Source organism: Methylococcus capsulatus (assembly GCF_036864975.1).
Classification (GTDB): Bacteria; Pseudomonadota; Gammaproteobacteria; order Methylococcales; family Methylococcaceae; genus Methylococcus.
The window spans coordinates 2097759-2119905 of sequence record NZ_CP104311.1 but is presented as its reverse complement, the minus strand read 5'-3'; the positions used below and the strand labels follow the sequence as shown (position 1 = coordinate 2119905).

The 22147-nt window shown below is 62.3% G+C and carries 21 protein-coding genes; 11 read left to right on the top strand and 10 right to left on the bottom strand.

Annotated features, from left to right (window positions below):
- Positions 1–6: 6 nt before the first annotated feature.
- Positions 7–2304 carry a Tex family protein gene (locus tag N4J17_RS10525; RefSeq protein ID WP_198323312.1) on the bottom strand — a complete coding sequence of 766 codons (2298 nt, stop codon included), beginning with the start codon at positions 2302–2304 and terminating at the stop codon, positions 7–9.
- Between the two features lie 272 nt (positions 2305–2576).
- On the opposite strand from N4J17_RS10525, the gene N4J17_RS10520 reads away from it, so the two are divergent.
- The 9 genes from N4J17_RS10520 to N4J17_RS10480 all read left to right on the top strand — a co-directional run bounded on the left by N4J17_RS10520 (position 2577) and on the right by N4J17_RS10480 (position 9960).
- Positions 2577–2936: an HPF/RaiA family ribosome-associated protein gene (locus N4J17_RS10520; protein WP_198323311.1), complete on the top strand. Its 360-nt coding sequence runs from the start codon at positions 2577–2579 to the stop codon at positions 2934–2936.
- A 142-nt stretch (positions 2937–3078) separates the two neighbouring features.
- Positions 3079–4215, top strand: a complete 1137-nt coding sequence (locus N4J17_RS10515; RefSeq protein WP_198323310.1) for a glutamate dehydrogenase — start codon at positions 3079–3081, stop codon at positions 4213–4215.
- 177 nt (positions 4216–4392) lie between these two features.
- Positions 4393–5019 (top strand): hypothetical protein, encoded by a 627-nt coding sequence (locus tag N4J17_RS10510; RefSeq protein WP_232470533.1) that lies wholly within the window; start codon positions 4393–4395, stop codon positions 5017–5019.
- Between the two features lie 102 nt (positions 5020–5121).
- On the top strand, positions 5122–6075 hold the full coding sequence (locus N4J17_RS10505) for a DNA/RNA non-specific endonuclease (RefSeq protein WP_232470532.1): 954 nt from the start codon (positions 5122–5124) through the stop codon (positions 6073–6075).
- A 6-nt stretch (positions 6076–6081) separates the two neighbouring features.
- Positions 6082–7413, top strand: coding sequence for a PepSY-associated TM helix domain-containing protein (locus tag N4J17_RS10500; RefSeq protein WP_198323307.1), 1332 nt, complete (start codon positions 6082–6084; stop codon positions 7411–7413).
- 142 nt (positions 7414–7555) lie between these two features.
- Positions 7556–7993 carry a hypothetical protein gene (locus N4J17_RS10495; RefSeq protein ID WP_198323306.1) on the top strand — a complete coding sequence of 146 codons (438 nt, stop codon included), beginning with the start codon at positions 7556–7558 and terminating at the stop codon, positions 7991–7993.
- Between the two features lie 177 nt (positions 7994–8170).
- Positions 8171–8524, top strand: coding sequence for a hypothetical protein (locus N4J17_RS10490; protein ID WP_198323305.1), 354 nt, complete (start codon positions 8171–8173; stop codon positions 8522–8524).
- A gap of 224 nt (positions 8525–8748) precedes the next feature.
- Positions 8749–9198 (top strand): hypothetical protein, encoded by a 450-nt coding sequence (locus N4J17_RS10485; protein WP_198323304.1) that lies wholly within the window; start codon positions 8749–8751, stop codon positions 9196–9198.
- A 156-nt stretch (positions 9199–9354) separates the two neighbouring features.
- Positions 9355–9960: a peroxiredoxin gene (locus N4J17_RS10480; RefSeq protein ID WP_198323303.1), complete on the top strand. Its 606-nt coding sequence runs from the start codon at positions 9355–9357 to the stop codon at positions 9958–9960.
- Positions 9961–10022: 62 nt separating this feature from the next.
- On the opposite strand, the gene N4J17_RS10475 is transcribed toward N4J17_RS10480, so the two are convergent.
- Both N4J17_RS10475 and cysK read right to left on the bottom strand, forming a co-directional pair.
- Positions 10023–10307, bottom strand: a complete 285-nt coding sequence (locus N4J17_RS10475) for a hypothetical protein (RefSeq protein ID WP_198323302.1) — start codon at positions 10305–10307, stop codon at positions 10023–10025.
- Between the two features lie 101 nt (positions 10308–10408).
- The gene (cysK, locus tag N4J17_RS10470; protein ID WP_198323301.1) at positions 10409–11341 is read right to left on the bottom strand and encodes a cysteine synthase A; all 933 of its coding nucleotides are present in this window, start codon (positions 11339–11341) and stop codon (positions 10409–10411) included.
- Positions 11342–11538: 197 nt separating this feature from the next.
- On the opposite strand from cysK, the gene N4J17_RS10465 reads away from it, so the two are divergent.
- A complete protein-coding gene (locus N4J17_RS10465; RefSeq protein ID WP_198323300.1) occupies positions 11539–12699 on the top strand; it encodes a MalY/PatB family protein in 1161 nt (386 codons plus the stop codon).
- 10 nt (positions 12700–12709) lie between these two features.
- On the opposite strand, the gene N4J17_RS10460 is transcribed toward N4J17_RS10465, so the two are convergent.
- The 5 genes from N4J17_RS10460 to N4J17_RS10440 all read right to left on the bottom strand — a co-directional run bounded on the left by N4J17_RS10460 (position 12710) and on the right by N4J17_RS10440 (position 18364).
- Entirely contained in the window at positions 12710–13171 is a 462-nt protein-coding gene (locus N4J17_RS10460) for a metallophosphoesterase family protein (RefSeq protein ID WP_198323299.1), read from the bottom strand.
- A 7-nt stretch (positions 13172–13178) separates the two neighbouring features.
- Positions 13179–14693, bottom strand: coding sequence for a glucose-6-phosphate dehydrogenase (gene zwf, locus N4J17_RS10455; RefSeq protein WP_198323298.1), 1515 nt, complete (start codon positions 14691–14693; stop codon positions 13179–13181).
- Positions 14690–15700 carry a phosphogluconate dehydrogenase (NAD(+)-dependent, decarboxylating) gene (gnd, locus tag N4J17_RS10450; RefSeq protein ID WP_198323297.1) on the bottom strand — a complete coding sequence of 337 codons (1011 nt, stop codon included), beginning with the start codon at positions 15698–15700 and terminating at the stop codon, positions 14690–14692. Before gnd ends, zwf begins: the two co-directional genes overlap by 4 nt.
- A gap of 196 nt (positions 15701–15896) precedes the next feature.
- Positions 15897–16493 carry a hypothetical protein gene (locus tag N4J17_RS10445; protein ID WP_198323296.1) on the bottom strand — a complete coding sequence of 199 codons (597 nt, stop codon included), beginning with the start codon at positions 16491–16493 and terminating at the stop codon, positions 15897–15899.
- A 362-nt stretch (positions 16494–16855) separates the two neighbouring features.
- Positions 16856–18364, bottom strand: coding sequence for a dynamin family protein (locus tag N4J17_RS10440; protein WP_232470531.1), 1509 nt, complete (start codon positions 18362–18364; stop codon positions 16856–16858).
- 244 nt (positions 18365–18608) lie between these two features.
- Here N4J17_RS10440 and N4J17_RS10435 point away from each other — a divergent pair, with 244 nt between their 5' ends.
- Positions 18609–20054 (top strand): L,D-transpeptidase, encoded by a 1446-nt coding sequence (locus N4J17_RS10435; protein ID WP_198323295.1) that lies wholly within the window; start codon positions 18609–18611, stop codon positions 20052–20054.
- On the opposite strand, the gene N4J17_RS10430 is transcribed toward N4J17_RS10435, so the two are convergent.
- Positions 20032–21018 (bottom strand): SDR family oxidoreductase, encoded by a 987-nt coding sequence (locus N4J17_RS10430; protein WP_017364427.1) that lies wholly within the window; start codon positions 21016–21018, stop codon positions 20032–20034. The two genes, N4J17_RS10435 and N4J17_RS10430, sit on opposite strands and share 23 nt — an antisense overlap.
- On the bottom strand, positions 21015–22124 hold the full coding sequence (locus N4J17_RS10425; RefSeq protein WP_198323294.1) for an aromatic ring-hydroxylating dioxygenase subunit alpha: 1110 nt from the start codon (positions 22122–22124) through the stop codon (positions 21015–21017). Before N4J17_RS10425 ends, N4J17_RS10430 begins: the two co-directional genes overlap by 4 nt.
- Positions 22125–22147: the final 23 nt, after the last annotated feature.

The window sequence follows — 22147 nt, the reverse complement described above, 5'->3', positions numbered from 1 at the left end:
GTAAACTCAGCGCCCGCGCTTCAAGGCCTGCGCCAGCGCCTCGGCCATGGCGCCTTGGGGTACCGGCTGCGGAGTGGCCTTGCTGCGCGGCTTGCCGGCCGGCCCTCTCGCCTCCGGACGCGGCGGCCCCGCTTCGCTCTTCACCGCGTCGCTGCGCATCGACAGGGCGATCCGCTTGCGCGGGACATCGACCTCCAGCACCTTCACTTGAACCACGTCCCCGGCCTTGACCACCTCGCGCGGGTCGCGCACGAACCGGTCCGCCAGGTGGGAGATGTGAACCAGACCGTCCTGATGCACGCCGACATCGACGAAAGCGCCGAAATTGGTGACGTTGGTCACCACCCCTTCCAGCCGCATACCTGGCTGGAGGTCCTTGAGCTCGGTCACCCCATCCTTGAAACGGGCGGTCTTGAACTCCGGCCGGGGATCACGGCCGGGCTTCTCCAGTTCGCGCAGGATGTCGGTGACGGTGGGCAGCCCAAAGCGCTCGTCAGTGAACTGTTCGGCATTCACGCTGCGCAGGAAGGCCACGTTACCGATGAGCTCGCGAATATCCTTGCCGGTGCGCTGGACGATCTTCTCCACCACCGGATAGGCTTCCGGATGCACGGCGGAAGCATCCAGCGGATGTTCGCCATTGGCAATGCGCAGGAAGCCGGCAGCCTGCTCGAAGGCCTTGGGCCCGAGCCGCGAGACCTTCTTCAACTGCTCCCGATTGGAGAACGGCCCATGCTGGTTGCGGTATTCCACGATATTCTGACCCAGACTCTGCGATAGGCCGGAGACGTAACGCAGCAGCGAGACCGAAGCGGTGTTGACATCCACCCCCACCGCGTTCACGCAGTCCTCCACCACCGCATCGAGGGTACGGCCGAGTTGGGTCTGGTTGACATCGTGCTGGTACTGGCCGACGCCAATCGACTTGGGTTCGATCTTGACCAGCTCCGCCAGCGGATCCTGCAGGCGGCGAGCGATGGACACCGCACCCCGCAACGACACGTCGAGCTCGGGAAACTCATGCGCTGCCAGCTCCGACGCCGAATACACCGAGGCCCCGGCCTCCGACACCACCACCCGGGTCACGCCCAGTTCCGGATGGCGCTGCATCAGATCGGCCACCAATTGGTCAGTCTCGCGCGAAGCGGTACCATTGCCGATACTAACCAAGCTGACGCCGTGACGGGCGATCAGCGCCGCCAGCGTCGCGATGGACTCGTCCCAACGGTTCCTGGGGGCATGCGGATAGATCGTGTCGGTGGCCACCAGTTTGCCGGTGCCATCGACCACAGCGACCTTCACGCCGGTGCGCCACCCTGGATCCAACCCCAGGGTGGCACGCTGCCCGGCCGGCGCCGCCAGCAGCAAATCCTTCAGGTTGCTGGCAAACACCCGGATGGCCTCGGCCTCTGCCGTCTCCCGCAGGCGCTGCATCAGATCGAGTTCGATGCGGGTCAGGAGCTTTGCCTTCCAGGCCAGGCGCACGGTTTCCAACAGCCAGCCATCGGCCGGACGGCCGCGGTCGGCGATGCCGAAAGCACTGGCAATGCGATGTTCGGCGAACCGGTGGCCGGATTCCTCGTCCTTGGCCACCTGCAGACCCAGCACCAGGACGCCTTCGTTACGCCCGCGCAGCAGGGCCAGGGCGCGGTGCGAAGGGATCCTCCCCAGCGCCTCCTCATAGTCGAAATAATCCTTGAACTTCGCTCCTTCCTGCGCCTTGCCGTTGACCAGGGATGAAACCAGCAACCCTTCGCTCCACACCTTTTCGCGCAATTCGCCCGCTATGGTCGCCTCCTCGGCAAAGCGCTCCATCAGGATCTGACGGGCACCGTCCAGAGCTGCGCCGGCATCGGCCACGCCTTTGCCGGCGTCGACGTAGCCGGCCGCCACCGCCAGAGGATCGAGCCCCGGCTCTGCCAGCAGCGCATCGGCCAGAGGCTCCAACCCCGCCTCACGAGCGATCTGAGCCTTGGTACGCCGCTTCGGCCGGTAGGGAAGATACAAGTCTTCGAGAGCGGTCTTGGTATCGGCCTCACGGATGGCCTGCTCCAGCTCCGCTGTCAGCTTGCCCTGTTCGGCGATGCTGGCCAGAATGGCAGCGCGCCGGTCGTTCAGCTCCCGCAGATAGCTGAGCCGTACTTCCAGGGTACGCAATTGGGTATCATCCAGGCCCCCTGTCGCTTCCTTGCGATAGCGCGCGATGAAAGGCACGGTGGCGCCTTCGTCCAGCAGTGCCGCCGCCGTTTGTACCTGGCGTGCCTGAACGCCGAGTTCCTGCGCGATACGAGCGATCACGTCCATCGTCTTGGATCCTTAGATAGAGCCAGTAAAAGACCCTGGATTTTAACAGTCCCGATCCCTTGCGACACCGCCGGCCTCGGGAAGATGCCGGGCAAGCCCCGTTCGACACCGTCCTAAAGCAATGCCATAATGCACAATTGCGCCGCAATTTGACGTGCGCCTCGCGACCGGGAAACGCGGGCCGGCTGGACATGAACGCCAAAAAGACGAAGACCACCGGCCCGATGTCTTTTCCCAAGCTCATACTCATCGAACAGTTATCGGGATCGATTATGCAAGTACCTCTGGAGATTACGTTTCGTGGCATTCCGCACTCCGACGCGGTGGAAACCCGGATTCGCGAAAAAGCGGACAAACTGGAGCAGTTCTGCGACCACATCATCAGCTGCCGGGTCGCCGTGGAAGCCGAGCACCATCACCAGCACCAGGGTAATCTCTACCATGTGCGCATCGACCTGGCCGTCCCGAACAAGCATCTGGTGGTCAGCCGGGAACATCACGACAAACAGGCTCACGAAGACGTCTACGTCGCGCTGCGCGATGCGTTCGACGCGATCAAGCGCCAGCTCGAAGAATATGTCCGCATCCAGCGCGGCGAAGTCAAAAACCATCAGGCACCCCAGACGATCTGAATCTCCGAGGACCCGCCATGCCACCGGCGGGTCCCCCGGAAAGCCGTCCCTATTATATCCAGCAGACCAACCCTCAACTGTAATATGGGCGGGTTAGCCTGTTAGGCTTGACGACGATCAGTCCTGCCTAAGGAAGCCTTGCATGAGGGACATATTCGACGCCGCCGACGAGTTCGGCCCCACCCGCATCATCCACCTCTGGGAGCCTTCGATCGGGCTGAAGGCGACTGTCATCATCGACAACAACATATTGGGACCGGCGATCGGTGGATTACGCATCGCCGCCGTCGCTTCCACCAGCGAATGCTGTCGCCTCGCTCGAACCATGACCCTCAAATGTGCCGCAGCCGATCTCCCGCATGGCGGGGGAATCGCGGTACTCCACCCTGCCCCCGGAAGCCTCGAGAACGCCTACAACCAACATCGGGTGCGGGCGCTGGCGGGGGCGCTGCGCAGCGAAGACCAGTTCATCTTCACACCGGACATGGGCTCCGATGAAACTGCCATGGCCTGGATCCACGATGAAAACGGGAGGGCGATGGGTCTGCCGCGGGAGCTGGGTGGCATCGCACTGAGTCGCATCGGCGCGGCCGGCTGGGGAATCTACCACGCCACCGAGGTGGCGCTGCGGTACTGCGGCTTCAAACTCGAGGATGCCCGGGTCGTCATCCAGGGATTCGGCACGGTCGGCCAGAACACGGCCCGCTACCTCGCGGAAAACGGCGCCGTCGTGGTGGGTATCTCCGACAGCGGAGGGACGCTTTACCATCCCCGGGGGCTCGACATCGCAGAACTGGTCGCCCTCAAGAAGAACGGCGGCAGCGTCACCGATTCGACCGAAGGCGAGCGCCTCGCACGGGATGCCGCGGTCCACCTCGACTGCGATATCTGGATAGCGGCGGCCGGGACCGATGCCATCACCCAGGTCAACGTCGACCGGCTCAAAGCCAGGCTGGTGGTCGAAGCCGCCGATGCGTCACTGCCCCCCTCGGCGGAGCGCTATCTCCATGAAAAAGGCGTCATCTGCGTCCCGGACTTCATCGCCAATGCCGGTGGCCTGATCGGTGCGGCGATGGAATACCGGGGCGCCAATAAAACCCAGATTCTGAGCGCCATCAAGGAGAAAATCCGGCGCAACACGGAAAAAATCCTGCAGTCGGTCGAAACCGATGGCACCCTGCCCCGCGAGGCGGCAATCCAGCTTGCGATTAAGCCGATCGTCAAAGCCATGGGCTACCGCCGCTGGAGCGGTTTGTCCACAAACAAGGGAACGGCCTGAACGTCGCGCCTTGCCGTCTCAACGAGGATGCTCGCCCCGTGTACACCGTGTTCGCCCATGTGCTATAAAACCACGCAATCCGCGACGCCTCAAGCGTACCATACGGATATTACGCTGTTCTGACGAACAGACCATCCCTCCCTGTTCTAGACGGAAAGTGGTTACACAGACATGGCGATGCAGTATACAAAGAACATGCTTTACCTTCTGAAAACCGCCGCGCTTGCCCTGATCCTCACCGGCTGCGACGACAACGGCAACTCCATCCCCGCGGCGTCGGGCTCGGAAGCGCACATCAGCGGTAACGTCAGCGACCAGACCGGCCCGATCAACGAAGGGCATCTGCAGGTCACCGACAAGAATGGCGCGGTCGTCACTGCGTTCGACCTGAAAGGCACCAACCATTTCGAACTGACCATCCCCGCCGGGACGGCCTATCCAGTCGTCATCACCGTGACACCCACGAGCCCCCATGCCGCATCCACGGCGCCGGTAAAAGCCGTGGTAACCAGCGACATCGCCGACCGTCAGGACGTCACCGCCGTTTCGACCATCGTGGTCGATTCCGCCATCGCCCTCGGCGGACTGACCGCCGAGAACATTGCCAAAGCCTCGGGCGGGGCCATCGGTCTGCGTCAAAGCCAGGGGGTCAGCGCCGGGGCCGGCGGCGGCGGTGCCGGTCCTGGCCAGAGCGGCGGCGGCACCGGTCGCGGCGGCCACGGTGGCCACGGGGCAAGCGAAGGCGGCCACGGGACCCACTCGGCAGCCACGCCCGCCCCGGCCGCACAGCCCATGCAGCCCTGAGCAGGCAAGGCTTCCTGCTTCCATCGAGCCGCCGACCGGTCACCACCGGTCCAGCGGCTTTTTTCGTTTCCCCCCAGCGATAACCGGAGCCGCTTGCCGTCCTTGCTTCCATTCTCCCGCCGCCATACCCGCGCCAGAACACGCCGATGCCGACGCGCATCGCCTGCGACATACGCACCCCGCCGTCTTCACGCCGCCCTGTGGGGGCTGGCGCTGATCGCCACATCGGCCTGGTATGCCTATGAGGTCTTCCGGGCCAGACCCCGCATGGCCTATCTGGGCGTTCCTCGCGCGACCGACTGGAAACGGCCGCAGACCTGGACTCACGTACTCCGCAACCACGGGTTCATGCTTGGCTATTCGGAACTGCGCGGCAATCCGCTTTGGGTCACCTTCACCTTGCGGCCGGTCGTTCACAGCGGGGAAACTCACCCCCGCCCCCGCCATTTCAGGACCGACTGGCGCAACCTGACGCGGGTCAGCCCCGACGACTATACCCGCAGCGGCTACGATCGGGGACACATGGCCCCCAACCATGCGATGGACCTGCTGTTTGGTCGGCCGGGACAGCTCGACAGTTTCCTGATGACCAACGTCGTCCCACAAAAGGCCGAACTGAACCGCAAGCTTTGGGAGCGCCTGGAGGAGACCGAACTGGGCCATTTCACCCGTCTGTTCGATCCCGTCTGGGTCGTCACCGGCCCCTTGTTCGATGCCCGGACGGAACGGCTGAAATCGGCTTTCCGGGTCGAAATTCCCGACGCATTCTTCCGAATCTATGCGGCTCCGACTGCATCGGGTGCTCCACGCCTCCTAGCCTTCGTCGTACCGCAGGACGCCCCCGCAAACGCCCCCCTGGACCGTTTCCTGGCCAGCGTGGACACGGTCGAAGCCTTATCCGGCCTAGATTTTTTCCATGAGCTCGAAGACGCCGCCGAAGCGAACCTGGAAGCAGAAATCGCACCACAACCCTGGGAACTGCAGCAACTCGGCCGGTTGCCCGGCCAGCGTTCTTCCAGGCATCGCCAACCCCTTGCTCCACCTGACCAAGAATAAAACGAAATGATGACCAACCGGCGGCGTCGCCAGCTCTGGCTCAGGATTCATTCGACCCTCGCCTTGAGCCTCGGATTTTTGTTCGTCCTCACCGGACTCAGCGGCAGTCTGAACCTGATCGGACCCGAACTCGACCGTTGGCTCAATCCCGAGCTCAGGGTGCCCCCCCACCCCGGCGCCGGCTTGTCACCGGATCAGCTGATGGCAGCCGTTAGATCCGCCCATCCTCGGCGCTTCGGGTCCTGGCGGCTGCAATTCCCGGCATCGCCCGACAGCCCAGCAGTCGCCTGGTATGACCAACCGATCGAAACCAGCGGAGAATCCTACGCCCCCCTCATGGTGGCCATCGATCCTTACACGGGGGAAATACTGGCCAACCGATTCTGGGGCCATACGTTTGCAAGCTGGATCCACCGCCTGCACTCCCAATGGCTGCTTGGCGGAACCGGTCAAACGCTTGTCGGCCTGATGGGCCTGGCACTCCTGGCCAGTCTCGTGACCGGTCTTTGGCTATGGCTACCGACCAGCCACCGCCTGCGCCAGGCCCTGACCGTCAAGCCCCGGGCCGGCTTCAAGCGAAGGATTTTCGATCTACACCGGGTCGCGGGAATTTACAGCCTGCCGATACTGATGACTACCGTCCTCACCGGACTGCATCTCGCCTTTCCCTCATTATTGACGACCGTGACCGGAACCTCGGACTTCGGACATCATGAAACGCCCGATACGGAAGAAATCGCTGCTTCGTCCGCCATTTCCGACACCCCCCTGAACCTGAGCCAGGCCATACTGATGGCCCGCGGTTTGTTTCCGAATGCCGTCGTCGACAGTGTGACCACCCCGCGCACCAGCAACGGCATGTACCGGGTGGACTTCCGCAGGCCCGGAGAGCATCATGCCCTCACCGCGGTCTGGGTAGACCCCTACAGCGGCCAGATCCGCCACAGCCGTAACTCCGTCCACTTCGGGCGGGGACAGCGTTTCGTCAACGCTATCCGCCCCTTGCACAATGGCAGCTTACTCGGCGCGACCGGCCGCACCCTGGGCTTCCTGGCTGGTTTCCTTCCCCTCGCCCTCTATCTGACCGGCATGGTTTACTGGCTGCACAAGCGGCGAATCGAGGTGGCCCGCTATTGTCCCCGTATTCCTACGGAATGGAGCCGGCGTTGGCGCCGCCACTGGCCCGCCCTGAAGGCCCTGCCGTCGGCTCTTGCCCGCGCTGGGGCAGCGCAAATCGCTCATATCACAGTCACCCTGGTCAACAAAGTGCTGGAGCTCTGGTCGCAACGGCAGCGCGGCCGCCCGCGAGCCCCAACCCCTCCGGGACCGTCACAATGACATGTACGACGTAAAAAGAAAATCTTGTTATATTAATTTTCATGGTTTTCCCCAGGCGAAAACCAGGATTTTCCGCCGCCGTATTTCCCGATCGCAGCGGAAAAAAAAATCGCCTCAACCGTGTTGGCAGGAGAACGTATCGATGGCCAAGAGACCTTCATCCCGAATTTCTCAGGATACCGACGTAGAAAGCACTACTGAAACCCTGACCGAGGGTTCCGCTACGGAAACCTCGACGGAATCGGCTTCCGAGACTGAAGCCTCCAAATCCACCGCGCTCACGGCAGTCGCAGTCGCCGTGGAAGGCTTGAAAGAGGGCGCCAGCCAGGCACGCAAAGCCGCGGGCGAATTCATTCCCGCCCTGAGCCGTACCATCTCCAAGGTCGTCTACACCGGCTCCTACGGCATCACCTACGGCCTAGTGTTCGGCGGCCTGATGATCGGCAGCCTGATTCCCAAAAACAGCGCCATCGCCAAAGGCGTATGCGATGGGGCTGACTCTGCAGTCAAGGATTTCACCAGGCGTAAGGAAGAACGCACATCGATCGCCGAGTCCGAGGAAGGCATGGCGACGACCTGAGGCACTTTCGCATCGGATGCCGTTCTTTGCTATCCCCGCAACTTGGCGGGGATAGTTTTTTCCGGCCCGTGCGATGGCGGCCTCGAAGAAAACCACCCCGGCCAAAATTTTCATCGCTCTGTAACGGCATGAGCGCAGACTGTATAACTCGAAGTTCACCTCACACGGCAACGATCCGTGACAGTACCCCAAACCAAGACCGAAGTAGAACACCGACAGGACCCTGCCGGGAAGTCCCTGCTCCCGGTGCGTATCGATCCCGCCGAGCCGGGAGCGGCCGTTCGTTACCTCGAAAGCCTGCCCCGCGATGTCGGCTGGCTACTGATTACCGCCGGTATCGTCGCTGAAGTGGCACCGGGCGTCATCGGGACGCCTTTCTGGATCGCCGGGATGCTCGTACTGTGGCCCCGGATGGGCCACCGCCTGGAACGTTGGCTGCACCGGCGCGCACCCAAGCTCCTTTACGGGGGACTGCGGCAGATCGACCGATTCCTTAACAACTTGGAACGGCGTTATCCGCGGGCACATTGAAGACGAGCGGCGCGTCGGAAACCAGCGCGATTTCCCGCGCTCATGGGTGAGTCCACACAGCCGGCGTCATAATCCGTTAAATTCGGAAGGCTACCCTGATCACCCAGCGAAGCGGTCTCGAGCAGCCCGAGGACGCCGGAAGCGACCGTGGCACTCAATTTGCTGCATGGAATCCCGAACGCAGGTCTTCCTGCTACTCCCGCTGAACGACAACGGAGCCGCATATGTCTGATCCCTCGACCGGCCTGAATCCGGGACATCTGCACCCACCGCACGTTTCGCCGACCAACGCATCCCGGATCAAGCCTGGGGTACGGCTCGGCCTGGAAGCTTTTTGCGAACGCCTTGGCCTGTTGGCCAACATCGGTCTGCCCTGCATGGTTTATTTGAACGGCCCCGGGGTGGGGCAGTTGTTCATGGGCCCCTTGCGCCAATGCGTGCGGCAAAACGGCCGCATTGTAATCGAAAGCGATCAGTTCAGCCTTGGGCTGGAAGAGCGGATGATTGGACGGATTTACCTGGCAGAACAGGATGACGACGGCCAATCCGGAGCCGCAGTCGAGCTCTATCACCGTGACGGCGACCTGATCACTCGCATCTGCGGGCTGCCGGATCCGGTAATCGGCGCAGTATGGCAGGATCTGATGGACGCCTTTTCGCACTCCACTTTGTAAAACACCGGCGCTGGACTATTTCTGAGTAAATTTGTGTACAATCCGGTTGCCGATTTCTGGCTCTCTCGCAACATTCAGAGGGTCGCCGGGCCGGAACCCAGGTTTCGCCCGGCACCGCGATTCAATACCGTCCATTCATTCAAAGGAGATCTGTAAATGAGCGTTCTCGTAGGCAAACCGGCCCCGGATTTCAAGGCGGCGGCGGTCCTCGGCTGCGGCACCATCGTCGACAACTACTGGTTTTCGAAGGAAACGAAGGGCAAGTACGCCGCCATCGTGTTCTATCCGCTGGATTTCACCTTCGTCTGCCCGTCGGAGCTGATCGCGCTGGATCACCGCGTCGATGAGCTCAAGAAGCGAGGTGTCGAAGTCATCGGTGTTTCGGTGGACTCCCAGTTCACCCACAATGCATGGCGCAATACCCCTATCGACAAGGGCGGCATCGGACCAGTCAAGTACACCCTGGTCGCCGATGTCAGCCATGCCATCGCCAAGGCTTACGATGTCGAAGTCGAAGGCGCGGCCGTGGCCTATCGCGGCACTTTCCTGATCGACAAGTCGGGCATCGTGCGCCATCAGGTCGTCAACGATCTGCCGCTGGGTCGCAACATGGATGAGCTGATCCGGATGGTGGACGCCCTGCAGTTCCACGAGGAGCATGGGGAAGTCTGCCCTGCGGGATGGAACAAAGGCCAGAGCGGCATGAAAGCCGATCCGGAAGGGGTCGCCGCCTATCTGAGCCAGAACGCCGACAAACTGTAATCCCGACGGCACACGGCTCTCATGAAAGCGCGGGTGGAGCCGGCCTCCCCCGCGCTTTTAGCTCAGCCGTTGGTCGGAGCCCGCAGCAGGAAATAGTGGCGAACGGCTATCGCCACCACCGCTCCCACCAACACGGATGAATGCCCGATCAGTCCCGCCATCATGACGGCCGATCTGGCATGGAATTCGGCCATCAAAGGTTTGGCCACGACCAGGCTCCAGATGAAATTCGGAACGTAATAGGCCACCAGCCCGGCGAATGCCCATTGCACCGCGGGCAAACCGCGACCTTCCGCCGAACGGTAGAACCAGATCGCAATTAGAATTGCGACGATGCCGCCGATCATAATTTCTCCTCCATCGTTTGTTATTTCTACATGGGCCTTCGTCCCACCGAACCGATAAGATACAGGACTCACGCCTTCGGTTCACGCCGCTGCCCGAACTTTCAGTCCGCCAGGTCCGCGAATAGAGCCGTACTGAGGTAGCGCTCACCGAACGAGGGAATGATCGTCACGATCAGCTTCCCGGCGTTCTCCGGCCGACGTGCCAACTCCAGTGCGGCCCAAAGCGCCGCACCGGAAGAAATGCCGACCAGGAGGCCCTCTTCCCGCGCCGCGCGCCGGGCGAATTCGAAAGCATCGTCGTTCTTCACCCGGACGACCTCGTCGTAGATCGAGGTGTTCAGGATCGGCGGTACGAAGCCGGCACCGATGCCCTGGATGGGATGCGGCCCTTTCTCGCCGCCGGACAGTACCGGGGACGCGTCCGGCTCCACCGCGACACACCGGATGGAAGGCTTGCGCTGCTTCAGGACCTCGCCCACCCCGGTGATGGTACCGCCGGTGCCGACACCCGCCACCACGATGTCGACCCGACCATCGGTATCGCGCCAGATCTCCTCCGCCGTTGTCTTGCGGTGGATCTCCGGATTGGCGGCATTCTTGAACTGCTGCGGCATGAAATATTTCGGATCGGAAGCCGCCAGTTCCTCGGCCTTGCGGATCGCCCCGCCCATACCCTCCGGGCCCGGTGTTAGGATCAGCTCGGCCCCGTAGGCCCTCAGCAGCATACGGCGCTCCTTGCTCATGGTTTCGGGCATGGTCAAGACACAGCGGTAACCGCGTGCCGCGCAGACCATGGCCAGGGCGATGCCGGTATTGCCGCTGGTCGGTTCGACGATGACGGTGTCCGGACCGAGGAGGCCGGCCTGCTCGGCGGCATCGATCATCGCCGCGCCGATGCGGTCCTTGACGCTGTGGGCCGGATTGAAGAATTCGAGTTTGGCGACGATCTCCGCCCCGCAGCCTGCGCTGAGCCGGCGGATTCGAACCAAGGGAGTATTGCCGATGAGATCGGTGACGCTGTTGGCGATTTTCATGGGTGTGGCACTCGAAAGATTCCAGGGGTAATGACGGCTTGAACGGAGGATACACCGCTCGTCGCGGCATTCTATATCCCCAGAAGGCAAGTGGGTCATTTCTTTCGTGAAGCGCTGCGTCTCCGTCCCCCAGCGGCGTCATCCGTTAAACTTGAAAATCTTTTGAACGATGCATTCTTTAAGGAGACAACTGGGTGGTGGCTTCCGAATTCGACTTCGAAATCCCGCGCAACGGCACGGCATCCGTCAAATACGAGGGGCGCGGTGCCTATTTCGGCAGTGACGACGTGATCCCGCTGTGGATCGCCGACATGGACTTCGCCGCGCCACCCGCCGTCACGCGGGCCTTGGCGGAACGCGCGGCCCATCCGATCTACGGCTACACGCTGTGCCCGGACAGCTTGTATGATGCACTGATCGGCTGGCTGAAAAAGCGCCATGGTTGGGATATCCGGCAGGAATGGATCCTCCTGTCTCCTGGAGTCGTGCCTTCGCTCCACGCTGCGGTGATGGCTTTCACCCGGCCCCATGAGTCTGTGGTGATCCAGCCACCCGTCTACCATCCCTTCTTCAGCGCAGTCACCGCTCCCGGCCGCCGGCTGGCACTGAATCCGCTGCGGCTCGAGCATGGGCGCTACCAGATGGATTACGAGGGTCTGGAACGCTTGTGCGCCGAAGGCGCCCGATTCATGATCCTTTGCTCGCCGCACAATCCGGTCGGGCGGGTGTGGTCGCAGGACGAACTGGTCGAAGTGCTGCGCATCGCCGACCTCTACGGCGTGACCATCCTGTCCGACGAAATTCACCACGACCTGGTCTATCCGGGCTTCCGGCACACGCCGCTGGCCGCGCTGGCAGACAATCCCCCTCACGTTCTGACTGCGGTGGCGCCATCCAAGACTTTCAACATCCCCGGCCTGGGGCTGTCCGCCTTGGTCGTTCCAGACGCCGGCCGGCGCAAGGCACTGCGCGATATCTATGAGCTGTTCCACATCGGCGCATCGACGCCGTTCGGCATCACCGCCTTCGAAGCAGCGTATCGCGGGGGCGAAGACTGGCTGGAACGTCTGCTGCCCTATCTCGCTGAGACCCGCGACTTCGTGGCCGGCTTCCTCGACCGCCACGCTCCGGCCATCAAGCCCATCCCAGCCGAAGGCACTTACCTGCTTTGGCTGGATTGCCGCGAGCTGGGGATGAGCGATGCGGAACTCAAGCAGTTCTTCGTACGCAGGGCCCGGGTCGGCATGAATCCCGGCATCACGTTCGGCGCAGCCGGCAGCGGTTTCATGCGCCTCAATATCGGCGCACCGCGAAGGATCATCGCCGAGGCGCTGGAACGCATCGCCGGCGCACTTTGAATACTCGGCCTCACACGGCGATCCATTCGATACGGGGCAAAGGCGTACCGTCGACAACATCGACCAGGGCGACGCTGACCGGCAGCTTGAAGCGCCGGGGACCCGCGCTGCCCGGGTTGAGATAGAGCACGCCGGCGTCTTTGCGAATCGCTGCGCGGTGGGAATGGCCGGAAACCACCGCGCCGATACCTTCGGCTGCCGGATCGATCGCCAGTTCCTGCAAATCGTGCAGCACATAGCACACAAGACCTGCACATTCGACCACCGCGGTTTCTGCAAGGCTTTCGGCCCAGCTGCCGCGGTCGTTGTTACCGCGCACAGCCACCACCGGCGCCAGCACGCCCAGGCCGGCGAGTATCTCAGGGCCACCGACGTCGCCTGCGTGGATGATAAGGTCGCTGCCCGTCAGCACCGCGACGGCCTCCGGACGCAGCAGGCCGTGGGTGTCGGCGATGAAGCCGATACGCTTCACCGCCGGGCTACACGGCGTTGGCCCAGTGACGGCCGTCCTCTTCCATCAGCTCGTCGGCCTCCTTCGGGCCCCAGGTCCCGGCGGCGTAATTGGGGAACGAGCGCGGCACCAGCGCCTTCCAGACGTCGAGTATGGGCTGGATGACGCTCCAGCCGGCCTCGACCATGTCGGCGCGCTGGAACAGCGTGGCATCCCCGGTCATGCAATCGTGCAGGAGACGTTCGTAACCGGTACTGGAACTGGCGCCGAAATAGTCCTCATAGTCGAAATCCATCTTGACCGCGCCCAGCTTCATGACCGGGCCTGGCTCCTTGGCACCGAACTGGAGCGAAATGCCTTCGTTCGGCTGCAGATGGATCACCAGCCGGTTGGTCTGCAACTGCTCGATCTGGGTGTTACGGAACAGGACCAAGGGGGCGCGCCGGAATTGGATCGCGATTTCCGTCACCCGCTTGGGCATACGCTTGCCGGTACGCAGGTAGAACGGCACGCCGGCCCAGCGCCAGTTGTCCAGATTCAACTTCAGGGCTACGAAGGTTTCGGTATGCGAATCCGGCGCCACGTTCGGTTCGGAACGGTAGGCCGGCACCGGTTCGCCGTCCACCGAACCTTCCCGATACTGGCCGCGGGCCATCCTGCTCAACACCTCTTCCGGTGTCGGAGCCTGGATGGCGCGCAGCACCTTGGTCTGTTCGTCGCGCACCGCATCGGCCTCGAACGAAATCGGCGGCTCCATGGCGGTCAGGGACAGCAGTTGGAACAAATGATTGGGCACCATATCGCGCATGCAGCCGGCGTTGTCGTAATACCCCCCGCGCCGTTCGACACCGACAGTCTCGGCGGCAGTGATCTGCACATGGTCGATATAGCGTCGGTTCCAGATCGGTTCGAAGATACTGTTGGCAAAGCGGAACACCATGATGTTCTGCACGGTTTCCTTGCCGAGGTAATGGTCGATCCGGTAAATCTGGTGCTCATGCAGCACCTGACGAATCAGGGCGTTCAGCGCCCTGGCCGAATCCAGATCATGCCCGAACGGCTTCTCGATGATGACCCGCCGCCAGTGACCGGCCGATTCCTGCGCCAGACCTGCCCGGCCGACCTGCTGCACGATTTCGCCGAAGAACATCGGCGCGGTCGCCAGGTAATAGAAATAGTTGTCCTCGATGCCGAGTTCGCCCCGGACCCGCTCACACAGTTCCTTCAGCCGCCGATAATAATCGGCGTCGCGGAAATCCCCTTGAGAAAAGAAGATGCGCTCTTCCAACCCGCTCCAAAGGGCATCGTCCAACTCTACCGCGGCAAATTCGTGGATCGCTTCCGAAAGATGGCGGCGGAAACCTTCCGTGTCCATATCATCGAAGGCTGCGCCGACCACCGCGAATTTCTTCGCCAGCAGCCCGGCCTTGGCGAGGTTGTATAAGGCCGGCACCAGCTTGCGCCTGGTCAAGTCGCCAGTGGCCCCGAAAATGACCATGATGCAGGAGTCGCCGGTGTGCACCGGCGCGATCTCGACGCTCACGCCTTTTCCTCGTGGCCGCCGAAAACGAAACGCAGCGCCGACAGGATCTTGCGGGCGAACTCGTCTTCGCCCTGGGATGAGAAGCGCTGATACAGTGCCGCGCTGAGTACCGGCGCCGGAGTGCCCTGATCGATGGCGGTCGCCACCGTCCAGCGGCCCTCACCGGAATCGGAGACCCGTCCGCCGAACTTCGCTAGCTCCGAATCGCGACCCAGCGCTTCGGCAGTGAGATCGAGCAGCCAGGAGGACACCACACTGCCACGCCGCCACAGCTCGGCAATGTCGGCGATCGGCAGGTCGTAGCGGTAATGCTCGGGATGGCGCAATGGAGCGGTTTCCGCGTCCTGGGCCTTGCCGGCTTTACCGACGTTGGCCCGGCTGAGGATGTTGAAGCCTTCCGAATAAGCCGCCATCAGGCCGTACTCGATACCGTTGTGGACCATCTTGACGAAATGTCCGGCACCGGCCGGGCCACAATGGAGATAGCCGTACTCGGCGGTGCTCCGGCGGTCCTTACGGCTGGCGGTCTCCGCAATTTCACCCTTCCCCGGCGCCAGGGCCTGGAAGACCGGCTCCACATGCGCCACCGGTCCCGCTTCGCCGCCTATCATCAGGCAATAACCGCGCTCCAGGCCCCAAACGCCGCCGCTGGTTCCCACGTCCAGGTAATGCAAACCGCGACTGGCCAGGCTTTCCGCCCGCCGGATGTCATCAACGTAGTAGGAGTTGCCTCCATCGATCAGTATGTCGCCGGCTTCCAGCACACCGACAAGCTGCTCGGCCACGCGGTCCACCACGGCGGCCGGCAGCATCAGCCACACCGGCCGCGGCGGGGCGAGCGCCGCCGCCAACTCCTCGAGCGTCGATGCACCCACCGCACCCTCCGCTGCCAACACATCGACCGCGGCCCGGTCGAGATCGAACACCACACACTCATGGCCGGCCCGCAGCAGCCGCCGAACCATGTTGGCTCCCATCCGGCCCACACCGATCATTCCCAAGCGCATTTCAAACCTCTCGTCGAATTTCCGCCGCCCGGTAGGCGCCGCTCCCGAAAAGCCTATCGTAAAAGTATGACACTTTCCGTCCCTTCAGGACACGACGAACCGGCCTCGTATAACGCACCCGCCGGACTTCCGTAACGCGTCGGGTAGCCGAGAGTCTGCTACACAGCGCCGCTTGCAAAACGGACGAAACGGTAAGCTAAGCGCTTGGCAGATGGGCGAGGAACCATTCCAGCAGCCGGATCATTCCCACCACCGCACCGACGGAACCGACCACCCAGAGAGTCTGGCGATGGATGGCCTGCGTCAGACGCACTTCCACCTCCTTGATTTCCTTTTGCAGCCTGACCTCCACCTCGCGGATCTCCAGGCGGGTTTTTTCGATCTCTAGCCGCAGTGCCGCTTCGACTTCGCGGATCTCCAACCGGGTTTTTTCGATTTCCAGACGAAGCGTCGCCTCGATTTCCTTGATCTGCTTTTGCAGCCTGGCGTCGATCTCTTTCATATCCAGCCGGATCGACTCGATCTCCGTCCGCAATCCGGCTTCGACTTCCTTGATTTCCTTCTGCAGTCTCGCTTCGACTTCCTTGACTTCCTTCTGCAGTCTCGCTTCGACTTCCTTGATCTCCTTCTGCAGCCGCAATTCGGTCTCGCGCACCTGGCCGGCGGTCGCCACGTCCTTCAACTGGGGATAGCGGTCCTCCAGATGCTCGAAGGCTTCCGCGATCAGTTTGGCGCGCGTCTTGTCTTCGCCCGCCTCGGTCAGTTGTTCGTACAGTCGTAGCGCTACGCTCATGGTCGTCCCGGAAACGCCTTGCGTCGCAGTTTAGCATGGGACGAGGCTATCGCTGAGTCGATGATTTGCATCGGATTTACGCTCTCGAAGGTAGGTGACACTCAAAAAAACGTCTAAGGGGCTTGCCCTTGGGGCTGGCTTTTTCACCTATCTCCATCCCCCCCCAGCGCCTTGTCTTGGCCCGGTCAAAGACCCGTTGGCCGGGAGCCAACGCGGTCGCATGCCATGCAGGCGAGGCTACGGCAGGAAAGCCGCCAGGCAGCACCCCTCGCAACAGGCCGTCAGGCTGCCGCGAAAGCGCCCCGGATACGGGATTTCTCGCCCCTGAACATCGTGCCTGAAATCTTCTTTGAGGACTTACGCTAGGAAGATGCCCGCTCCGACTCGATGGACAGATCCTGCGGCGACGCCGGCGCTGGCTCGCCGGGTACGACCGACGACTCGATGGCCGGTGATGAGAGCGGCTCGGCAAGCCGGACCGTTTCCGGCCTGCCTGAGGGATTCGTATACAGATCGTTCAGCGATTGGATCGATTCCTTACAGCGCTGGCGGATCGCGGACAACTGAAGCTCGCAGCGCCGGCTCCAGCCCATCAGACCCGGCTTGCGGAAAAACGGCCAAGGTACGGCATTTACCCGGAAACCGCGGACCATGTCCCAACGGATGTTGAGCACCTTCTGGCGCTTCTTGAGAGTCCGCACACCCAACGCCGCAAAAATCCCGTTCAGCATGATGTGGACCCGGGACCACACCAGGAGCAAGCCGATGAGTACACCCGAACCTGCCATCACCAGCAGATTCGGCTCCAGCGGGACGAATTCCACCATCCCATAACCGGCGGCTCCCAATACCGGCAGGAAAGTCGCGCAGTCGGTCCGGATCAACCGTTTGCGGTAGGTTTTGAACACTTTCTCGATTTCGGGCAACGCCACGTCCTGGAACTCCTCGACCAGACGTTCCAGGGTACCGAGGATGCGGTAGGATCGTTCGATTTCGAGTTGCTGGATACGCGCGTTGATCTCCGCCCAGTCGCGGTCGCGCCGCTGGAGATAGCGCTGGCGCAGGGTCTCATCGGCAATGGGCACGGAGACATCGGGCGAGAAAATCGTGTAGAACCGCCCCGTGACCAGGCCCGATTCGGCCAGGGCCCGGTGCCAGGCCGCCACCACCTCCTCGGGATTATCCTCCCGGGCCGTCGTGTCCATCTGGTTGAGGATAAACAGGAACTTGTTGGAATCGTGGCGCTTGATGGTTTCGGTCACCAAATAGCGCAAGGTGTCCTTCATCGCGCCCGGTTCGGGATGGCGGGCATCGAAAAACACCAGCACCAGGTCGGAGATGTCGATGATGTGCTTGGTAATCGCCAGAACGGCATCGCGCTGCGGGTCGGCGTCGAATCCGGGTGAATCGATAATGATCTTGCCCTTGAGAAAAGGGCTGTTGCAGGTCTTGAGCTGGAGATAGGTATTGATGCGATCGCCCTCGCCTTGCAGAACCTGGTCGATTTCCTTGCTGATCTGGAAAAAAGGGAAGCGAGGATCGGCGTCCAGGGCGATGCCGGGCAGGGTCCTGGACTCGACGTCATCGGAATAGCTCAGCACCGTGAACTTGTCGTCTACGGCCTGGTTGCCGGTACGCTGGATCTTGGCCTGGAGCAGGTGATTGATGAAAGTCGACTTGCCTGCGGAAAAGGTGCCCAATACTGAAATCACCGGCCACCAGGAAATCTGCCCGGCACTGGCGTATTCCGGATCGATCAGGCCCAGTTCGCGGGCGATGTTGTCCAGCTCTTCGAAACTCCGCGCCGCTCCCAGCAGCACTGGATTTTCCTGGGTGAGATGCCTTTCGAGATTTTCGGAATAGTTGGTCATGGCTTCTGTGTTGACGGAACCGGGTCGCTAGGTACCGATAGTTCAAGACCGCGACACTTTACGTGTTCCGGGCCTGCAAGTCGATCGATGGCTCGATGCCTCGTTGCCTATGCGACGACCGGCGGCCCGCTGCGCGGCATTCTGGCCCCGAGCAACGCTGCCGGCCCATATAACGTTTGAGCGCAAATCCCGATAAAATTCAAAATCAGGGTTTCTGGCATCGAAACCAAAAGGGAGACATGGCGTGAACCGATCCGCAAACGTACGCTCGATCCGATCAGGGAGCGGCCGGGTAGTAGCGGGCATCCTGGCCGTGGCGGTGATGGCACTGGTCACCGTGGAACTCCACGCCCGCCTCACTCCTTTCGGCATAGTGACATATCCGGCGAACGGCACGGCAATGGCCGATCCGCGTCTGGCCGTCACGGCGGAACCCGTCGGTGTAGGTACCCGGATCGCAGCCGTGGAACTGCGGGAAGACGACGGAACGGTAGTGACGGCCGCCAGGGAACCGGAGCGTTTCGAGTTCCCCCCTCCACTCGCCTTTGGCAAGCACTATACCCTCACCGTGACGGTGGAACGTATCTGGTCCAACGAGAAGCGAACCGAAGTGGCGGAATTCACGACCGTGGGTATGCCCACCCTGGAAGGACCGCCGGATCGCAGCTTGGCTCCGGACGCATCGGTGACGCTCGTGTTCGATCAACCGGTGGGTAAACTCGAGCCTGTCGGCGGACTGAAACTCGCCGTCCAGCCGGATGAAACCCGTACCGTCTTCAGGCTGCACGCCTCGGACTACACCCAGGGCAGCACCTATCCGACGCAGATTCGCTGGGAAACCACCACCGGCGTGCCGCTACCTCCATTCGAGCTGCGCATTTCGACGCCGCCGCCAGTGTCCGCAGACGTGAACCTCCGTGGAGCAGAGAATCTCGGCACGGCGATGCCTTTGCAGATTACTTTCAGCGAGCCGTTGGCCGAACGGGAAAACGCCGGCCGGCAGGTCCGGATCCAGACTCAGGACGGCAAAGAAATGACCGGGAAATGGGGTTGGATCGGCAAAACCCGGCTGCAATTCACCCCGCTCAACGGCTGGCCGCCCTCCAGTGTGATACGGGTCAGCGCGGAACCCGGCGCTTTCCGCGGTGTCCAGGGGGGCTATCTCGAGCCCCCGCTGGATTTGAGCTTCTCGACGGGAACCGACCGGAAAATCTTCGTCTACCTCGACACCCAGACGATGACAGCGGTGGAAAACGGCCAAACCGTGCGGACCTTCAAGGTCAGCACGGGCAAACCGCAGACACCGACGGTCACCGGCTCGTTCTACATCTATGCGCGCTTTCCCACGAAGACCATGAAAAGCAGGGCCAAAAAAGGGGAAAAAGGGCATTACATCGTGGAAAACGTTCCCTATGCCCAGTATTTCTATTCGGATTACGCCTTCCACGGCGCCTGGTGGCACAATGGCTTCGGCCGCCCTGCAAGCCATGGCTGCGTCAACATGTCGACCCAGAAGCACAACGTGCGCTGGCCCAAGGCGCCCGAAGATGCCGGCTGGCTGTATCAGTGGGCCTCGCTCGGAGTGCCGGTGACGGTCATGCATTCGCCACCGTCATCCACTTCCACCCGCATCGCCCTGGAAGAACCGCAGCGCGACCGGCCCGGGGTCAGATCATCCCCCTCTCCCTGAACCAGGCCACGGCATCGGCGAAAGCCGCACGGGTGGAAGTCGGGACCAGGCCCAGTTCGCGCCGGCTCCGTGAGGAATCCCCGCGCTTGCCCGAGTTGAGCAGGCGGATGGAGTGGTAGTTGAAGCGTGGCGTCCGGCGGGGGAAAAAACGGCGTTCCAGCGGGTCCTTCAGCAGCGCGATGCCCTGCATGAGGCGCGGCGGGATCGCGAGCTTCGGACGCGGCTGCCCGGTCAGCTCCTCCAGCCATTGCAGTATCTGACCGATGGTGCAGTGCTCGCCGGTGACGAGATAGCGCTCACCGCGGATGCCTTTGTCCATGGCCAGCAGTTCCGCAGCCACCACGTCGCGCATCGGGACGAAGTCGAAGGCACCGGGAACGAACGCCCTCATCCGGCCATGGGCGAAGTCGAGGATGGTACGGCCGACCAGGCTGGGCCGGAAATCCCACGGACCGACGATCGCGGCCGGGTTGACGATGGTCACGTCGAGGCCGCGCACGGCTTCGAGGATCACGTCGTGTTCCGACACGGCCTTGGTCCGTTCGTAGTCGGTGCCCGGTTCGAACGGGCTGACTGTCCAGTGTTCGTTCGATGCGCCTTGGGGGTTGATGCCGACCGCGCCGAAGGAGCTGGTATGCACCACCCGACGCACGCCGGCCCGCCGCGCCTCCTGCATCAGCATGCGAGTGCCGACCACGTTGACGTCGAACAGCTCCTGGCGGTCACCGTCGCGGATACTGACGAAGGCCGCGGTGTGGTACAACCGCTCCACACCTTCCAGCGCATCCCGGATCGAGCGGCGGTCGCGCAGATCGCCGTAGGCCCGCTCGACCGCCAAGCCGTCCAACGCCGCGACGTCGCTTTGTCGGCGGATGAAGGCGCGCACCTTCTCGCCCCGGGCCAGCAGCGCCCGAACCAGATTGGCGCCGAGATGGCCGGTGGCGCCGGTGACCAGTGTGGTCATGCCGGGTCTGCCGCCGGCTTTGGCCCGGCTCTCTCCATGGACTGCTGGTAAGCCTTCCACTTCTCCAGCGACAACTTCTGGAACGAGCTGATGGCCGGATTGAGCTCGATCTGCGGCGCATCGGGATGGCGCTCGAAACCGTCCTGCTCCAATTCCAGCGCCCATTTGTCCTCGCCCAACAGGGGCTCGATGTACCACTTGTTGGTGAACCAGAGGATGGGCTTGCGCAGGAATTCGGGCATCTTCCAGTTCACGATCGGGACATGGATCGGCCCGAACAGGAAGACGAAGAAACAGCGGGTGGTGCGCTCGTCCTCCGGCAGCATGAACAGCCAGTGGATGTACTTGCCGCCGATGTCGGAACCCTGATAAGGGTACTGGTACCAGATCTCGATCTCGTTGAGATCACGCGCCCCGCCTTCCATGAAGAGCTTGGCGACGGGGCTCCCGTCGAAACGGGTGTCGTAGTAGACCCGAACACTGTCGGCGTCCTGCTTCCACTCGCGCAGGATAGGCTGCAGGAAGGGGCGTTTGTGCCGGTGCAGGTATTCGTGGTTGAAGTCGCAGACGTTCTCCACGATCATCGAGAAGTGCGCTTTGATCGTCACGTCGATCGGGAAGAACGGCCAGGGCTGCCCCCCTTCGAGCTGCGGGATCGTCGGCAGCGGGGTGCCGTCCGCCAGGGCGGGATCGCCCGGAAACAGCCAGATGAGCCCCCATTGCGCCTTGACGGGATAGGTCCTGATGCGGATTCTAGGTAACCTGGTACGGCCCTTGCCAAGCTCATGGTGGATTTCGGTGCACCGGCCGCAGCCATCGAATTTCCATCCATGATAGGTACAGACCAGGTTTCCCCCCTCGACGAAGCCCTGGGACAGCGGGAGTTGCCGATGCGGGCAACGGTCTTCCACGGCATGCAGTTCGCCAGCAGCGTCGCGGAACAACGCGATGTCCTGTCCCCAGAAACGCACCCGTTTGACTTGCCGGGGCTTGAGCCTGCCGTCGATCTCGACCACATACCAGTAATTGCCGCTCATGCCGACGGTGCGGACCTGCCGCCGACGGGGCAGTTCGGGGACATCTTGGTTTCTGATCGATCGGCTCATGGTCGGCGCCTCGGAAAAGAGCG

Bases quoted from the DNA above. Each gene is read 5' to 3' on its own strand.
- N4J17_RS10525 (WP_198323312.1), bottom strand. From the start codon at position 2,304: ATGGACGTGATCGCTCGTATCGCGCAGGAACTCGGCGTTCAGGCACGC.
- N4J17_RS10520 (WP_198323311.1), top strand. From the start codon at position 2,577: ATGCAAGTACCTCTGGAGATTACGTTTCGTGGCATTCCGCACTCCGAC.
- N4J17_RS10515 (WP_198323310.1), top strand. From the start codon at position 3,079: ATGAGGGACATATTCGACGCCGCCGACGAGTTCGGCCCCACCCGCATC.
- N4J17_RS10510 (WP_232470533.1), top strand. From the start codon at position 4,393: ATGCAGTATACAAAGAACATGCTTTACCTTCTGAAAACCGCCGCGCTT.
- N4J17_RS10500 (WP_198323307.1), top strand. From the start codon at position 6,082: ATGATGACCAACCGGCGGCGTCGCCAGCTCTGGCTCAGGATTCATTCG.
- N4J17_RS10495 (WP_198323306.1), top strand. From the start codon at position 7,556: ATGGCCAAGAGACCTTCATCCCGAATTTCTCAGGATACCGACGTAGAA.
- N4J17_RS10485 (WP_198323304.1), top strand. From the start codon at position 8,749: ATGTCTGATCCCTCGACCGGCCTGAATCCGGGACATCTGCACCCACCG.
- N4J17_RS10480 (WP_198323303.1), top strand. From the start codon at position 9,355: ATGAGCGTTCTCGTAGGCAAACCGGCCCCGGATTTCAAGGCGGCGGCG.
- N4J17_RS10475 (WP_198323302.1), bottom strand. From the start codon at position 10,307: ATGATCGGCGGCATCGTCGCAATTCTAATTGCGATCTGGTTCTACCGT.
- cysK (WP_198323301.1), bottom strand. From the start codon at position 11,341: ATGAAAATCGCCAACAGCGTCACCGATCTCATCGGCAATACTCCCTTG.
- gnd (WP_198323297.1), bottom strand. From the start codon at position 15,700: ATGCGCTTGGGAATGATCGGTGTGGGCCGGATGGGAGCCAACATGGTT.
- N4J17_RS10445 (WP_198323296.1), bottom strand. From the start codon at position 16,493: ATGAGCGTAGCGCTACGACTGTACGAACAACTGACCGAGGCGGGCGAA.
- N4J17_RS10440 (WP_232470531.1), bottom strand. From the start codon at position 18,364: ATGACCAACTATTCCGAAAATCTCGAAAGGCATCTCACCCAGGAAAAT.
- N4J17_RS10430 (WP_017364427.1), bottom strand. From the start codon at position 21,018: ATGACCACACTGGTCACCGGCGCCACCGGCCATCTCGGCGCCAATCTG.
- N4J17_RS10425 (WP_198323294.1), bottom strand. From the start codon at position 22,124: ATGAGCCGATCGATCAGAAACCAAGATGTCCCCGAACTGCCCCGTCGG.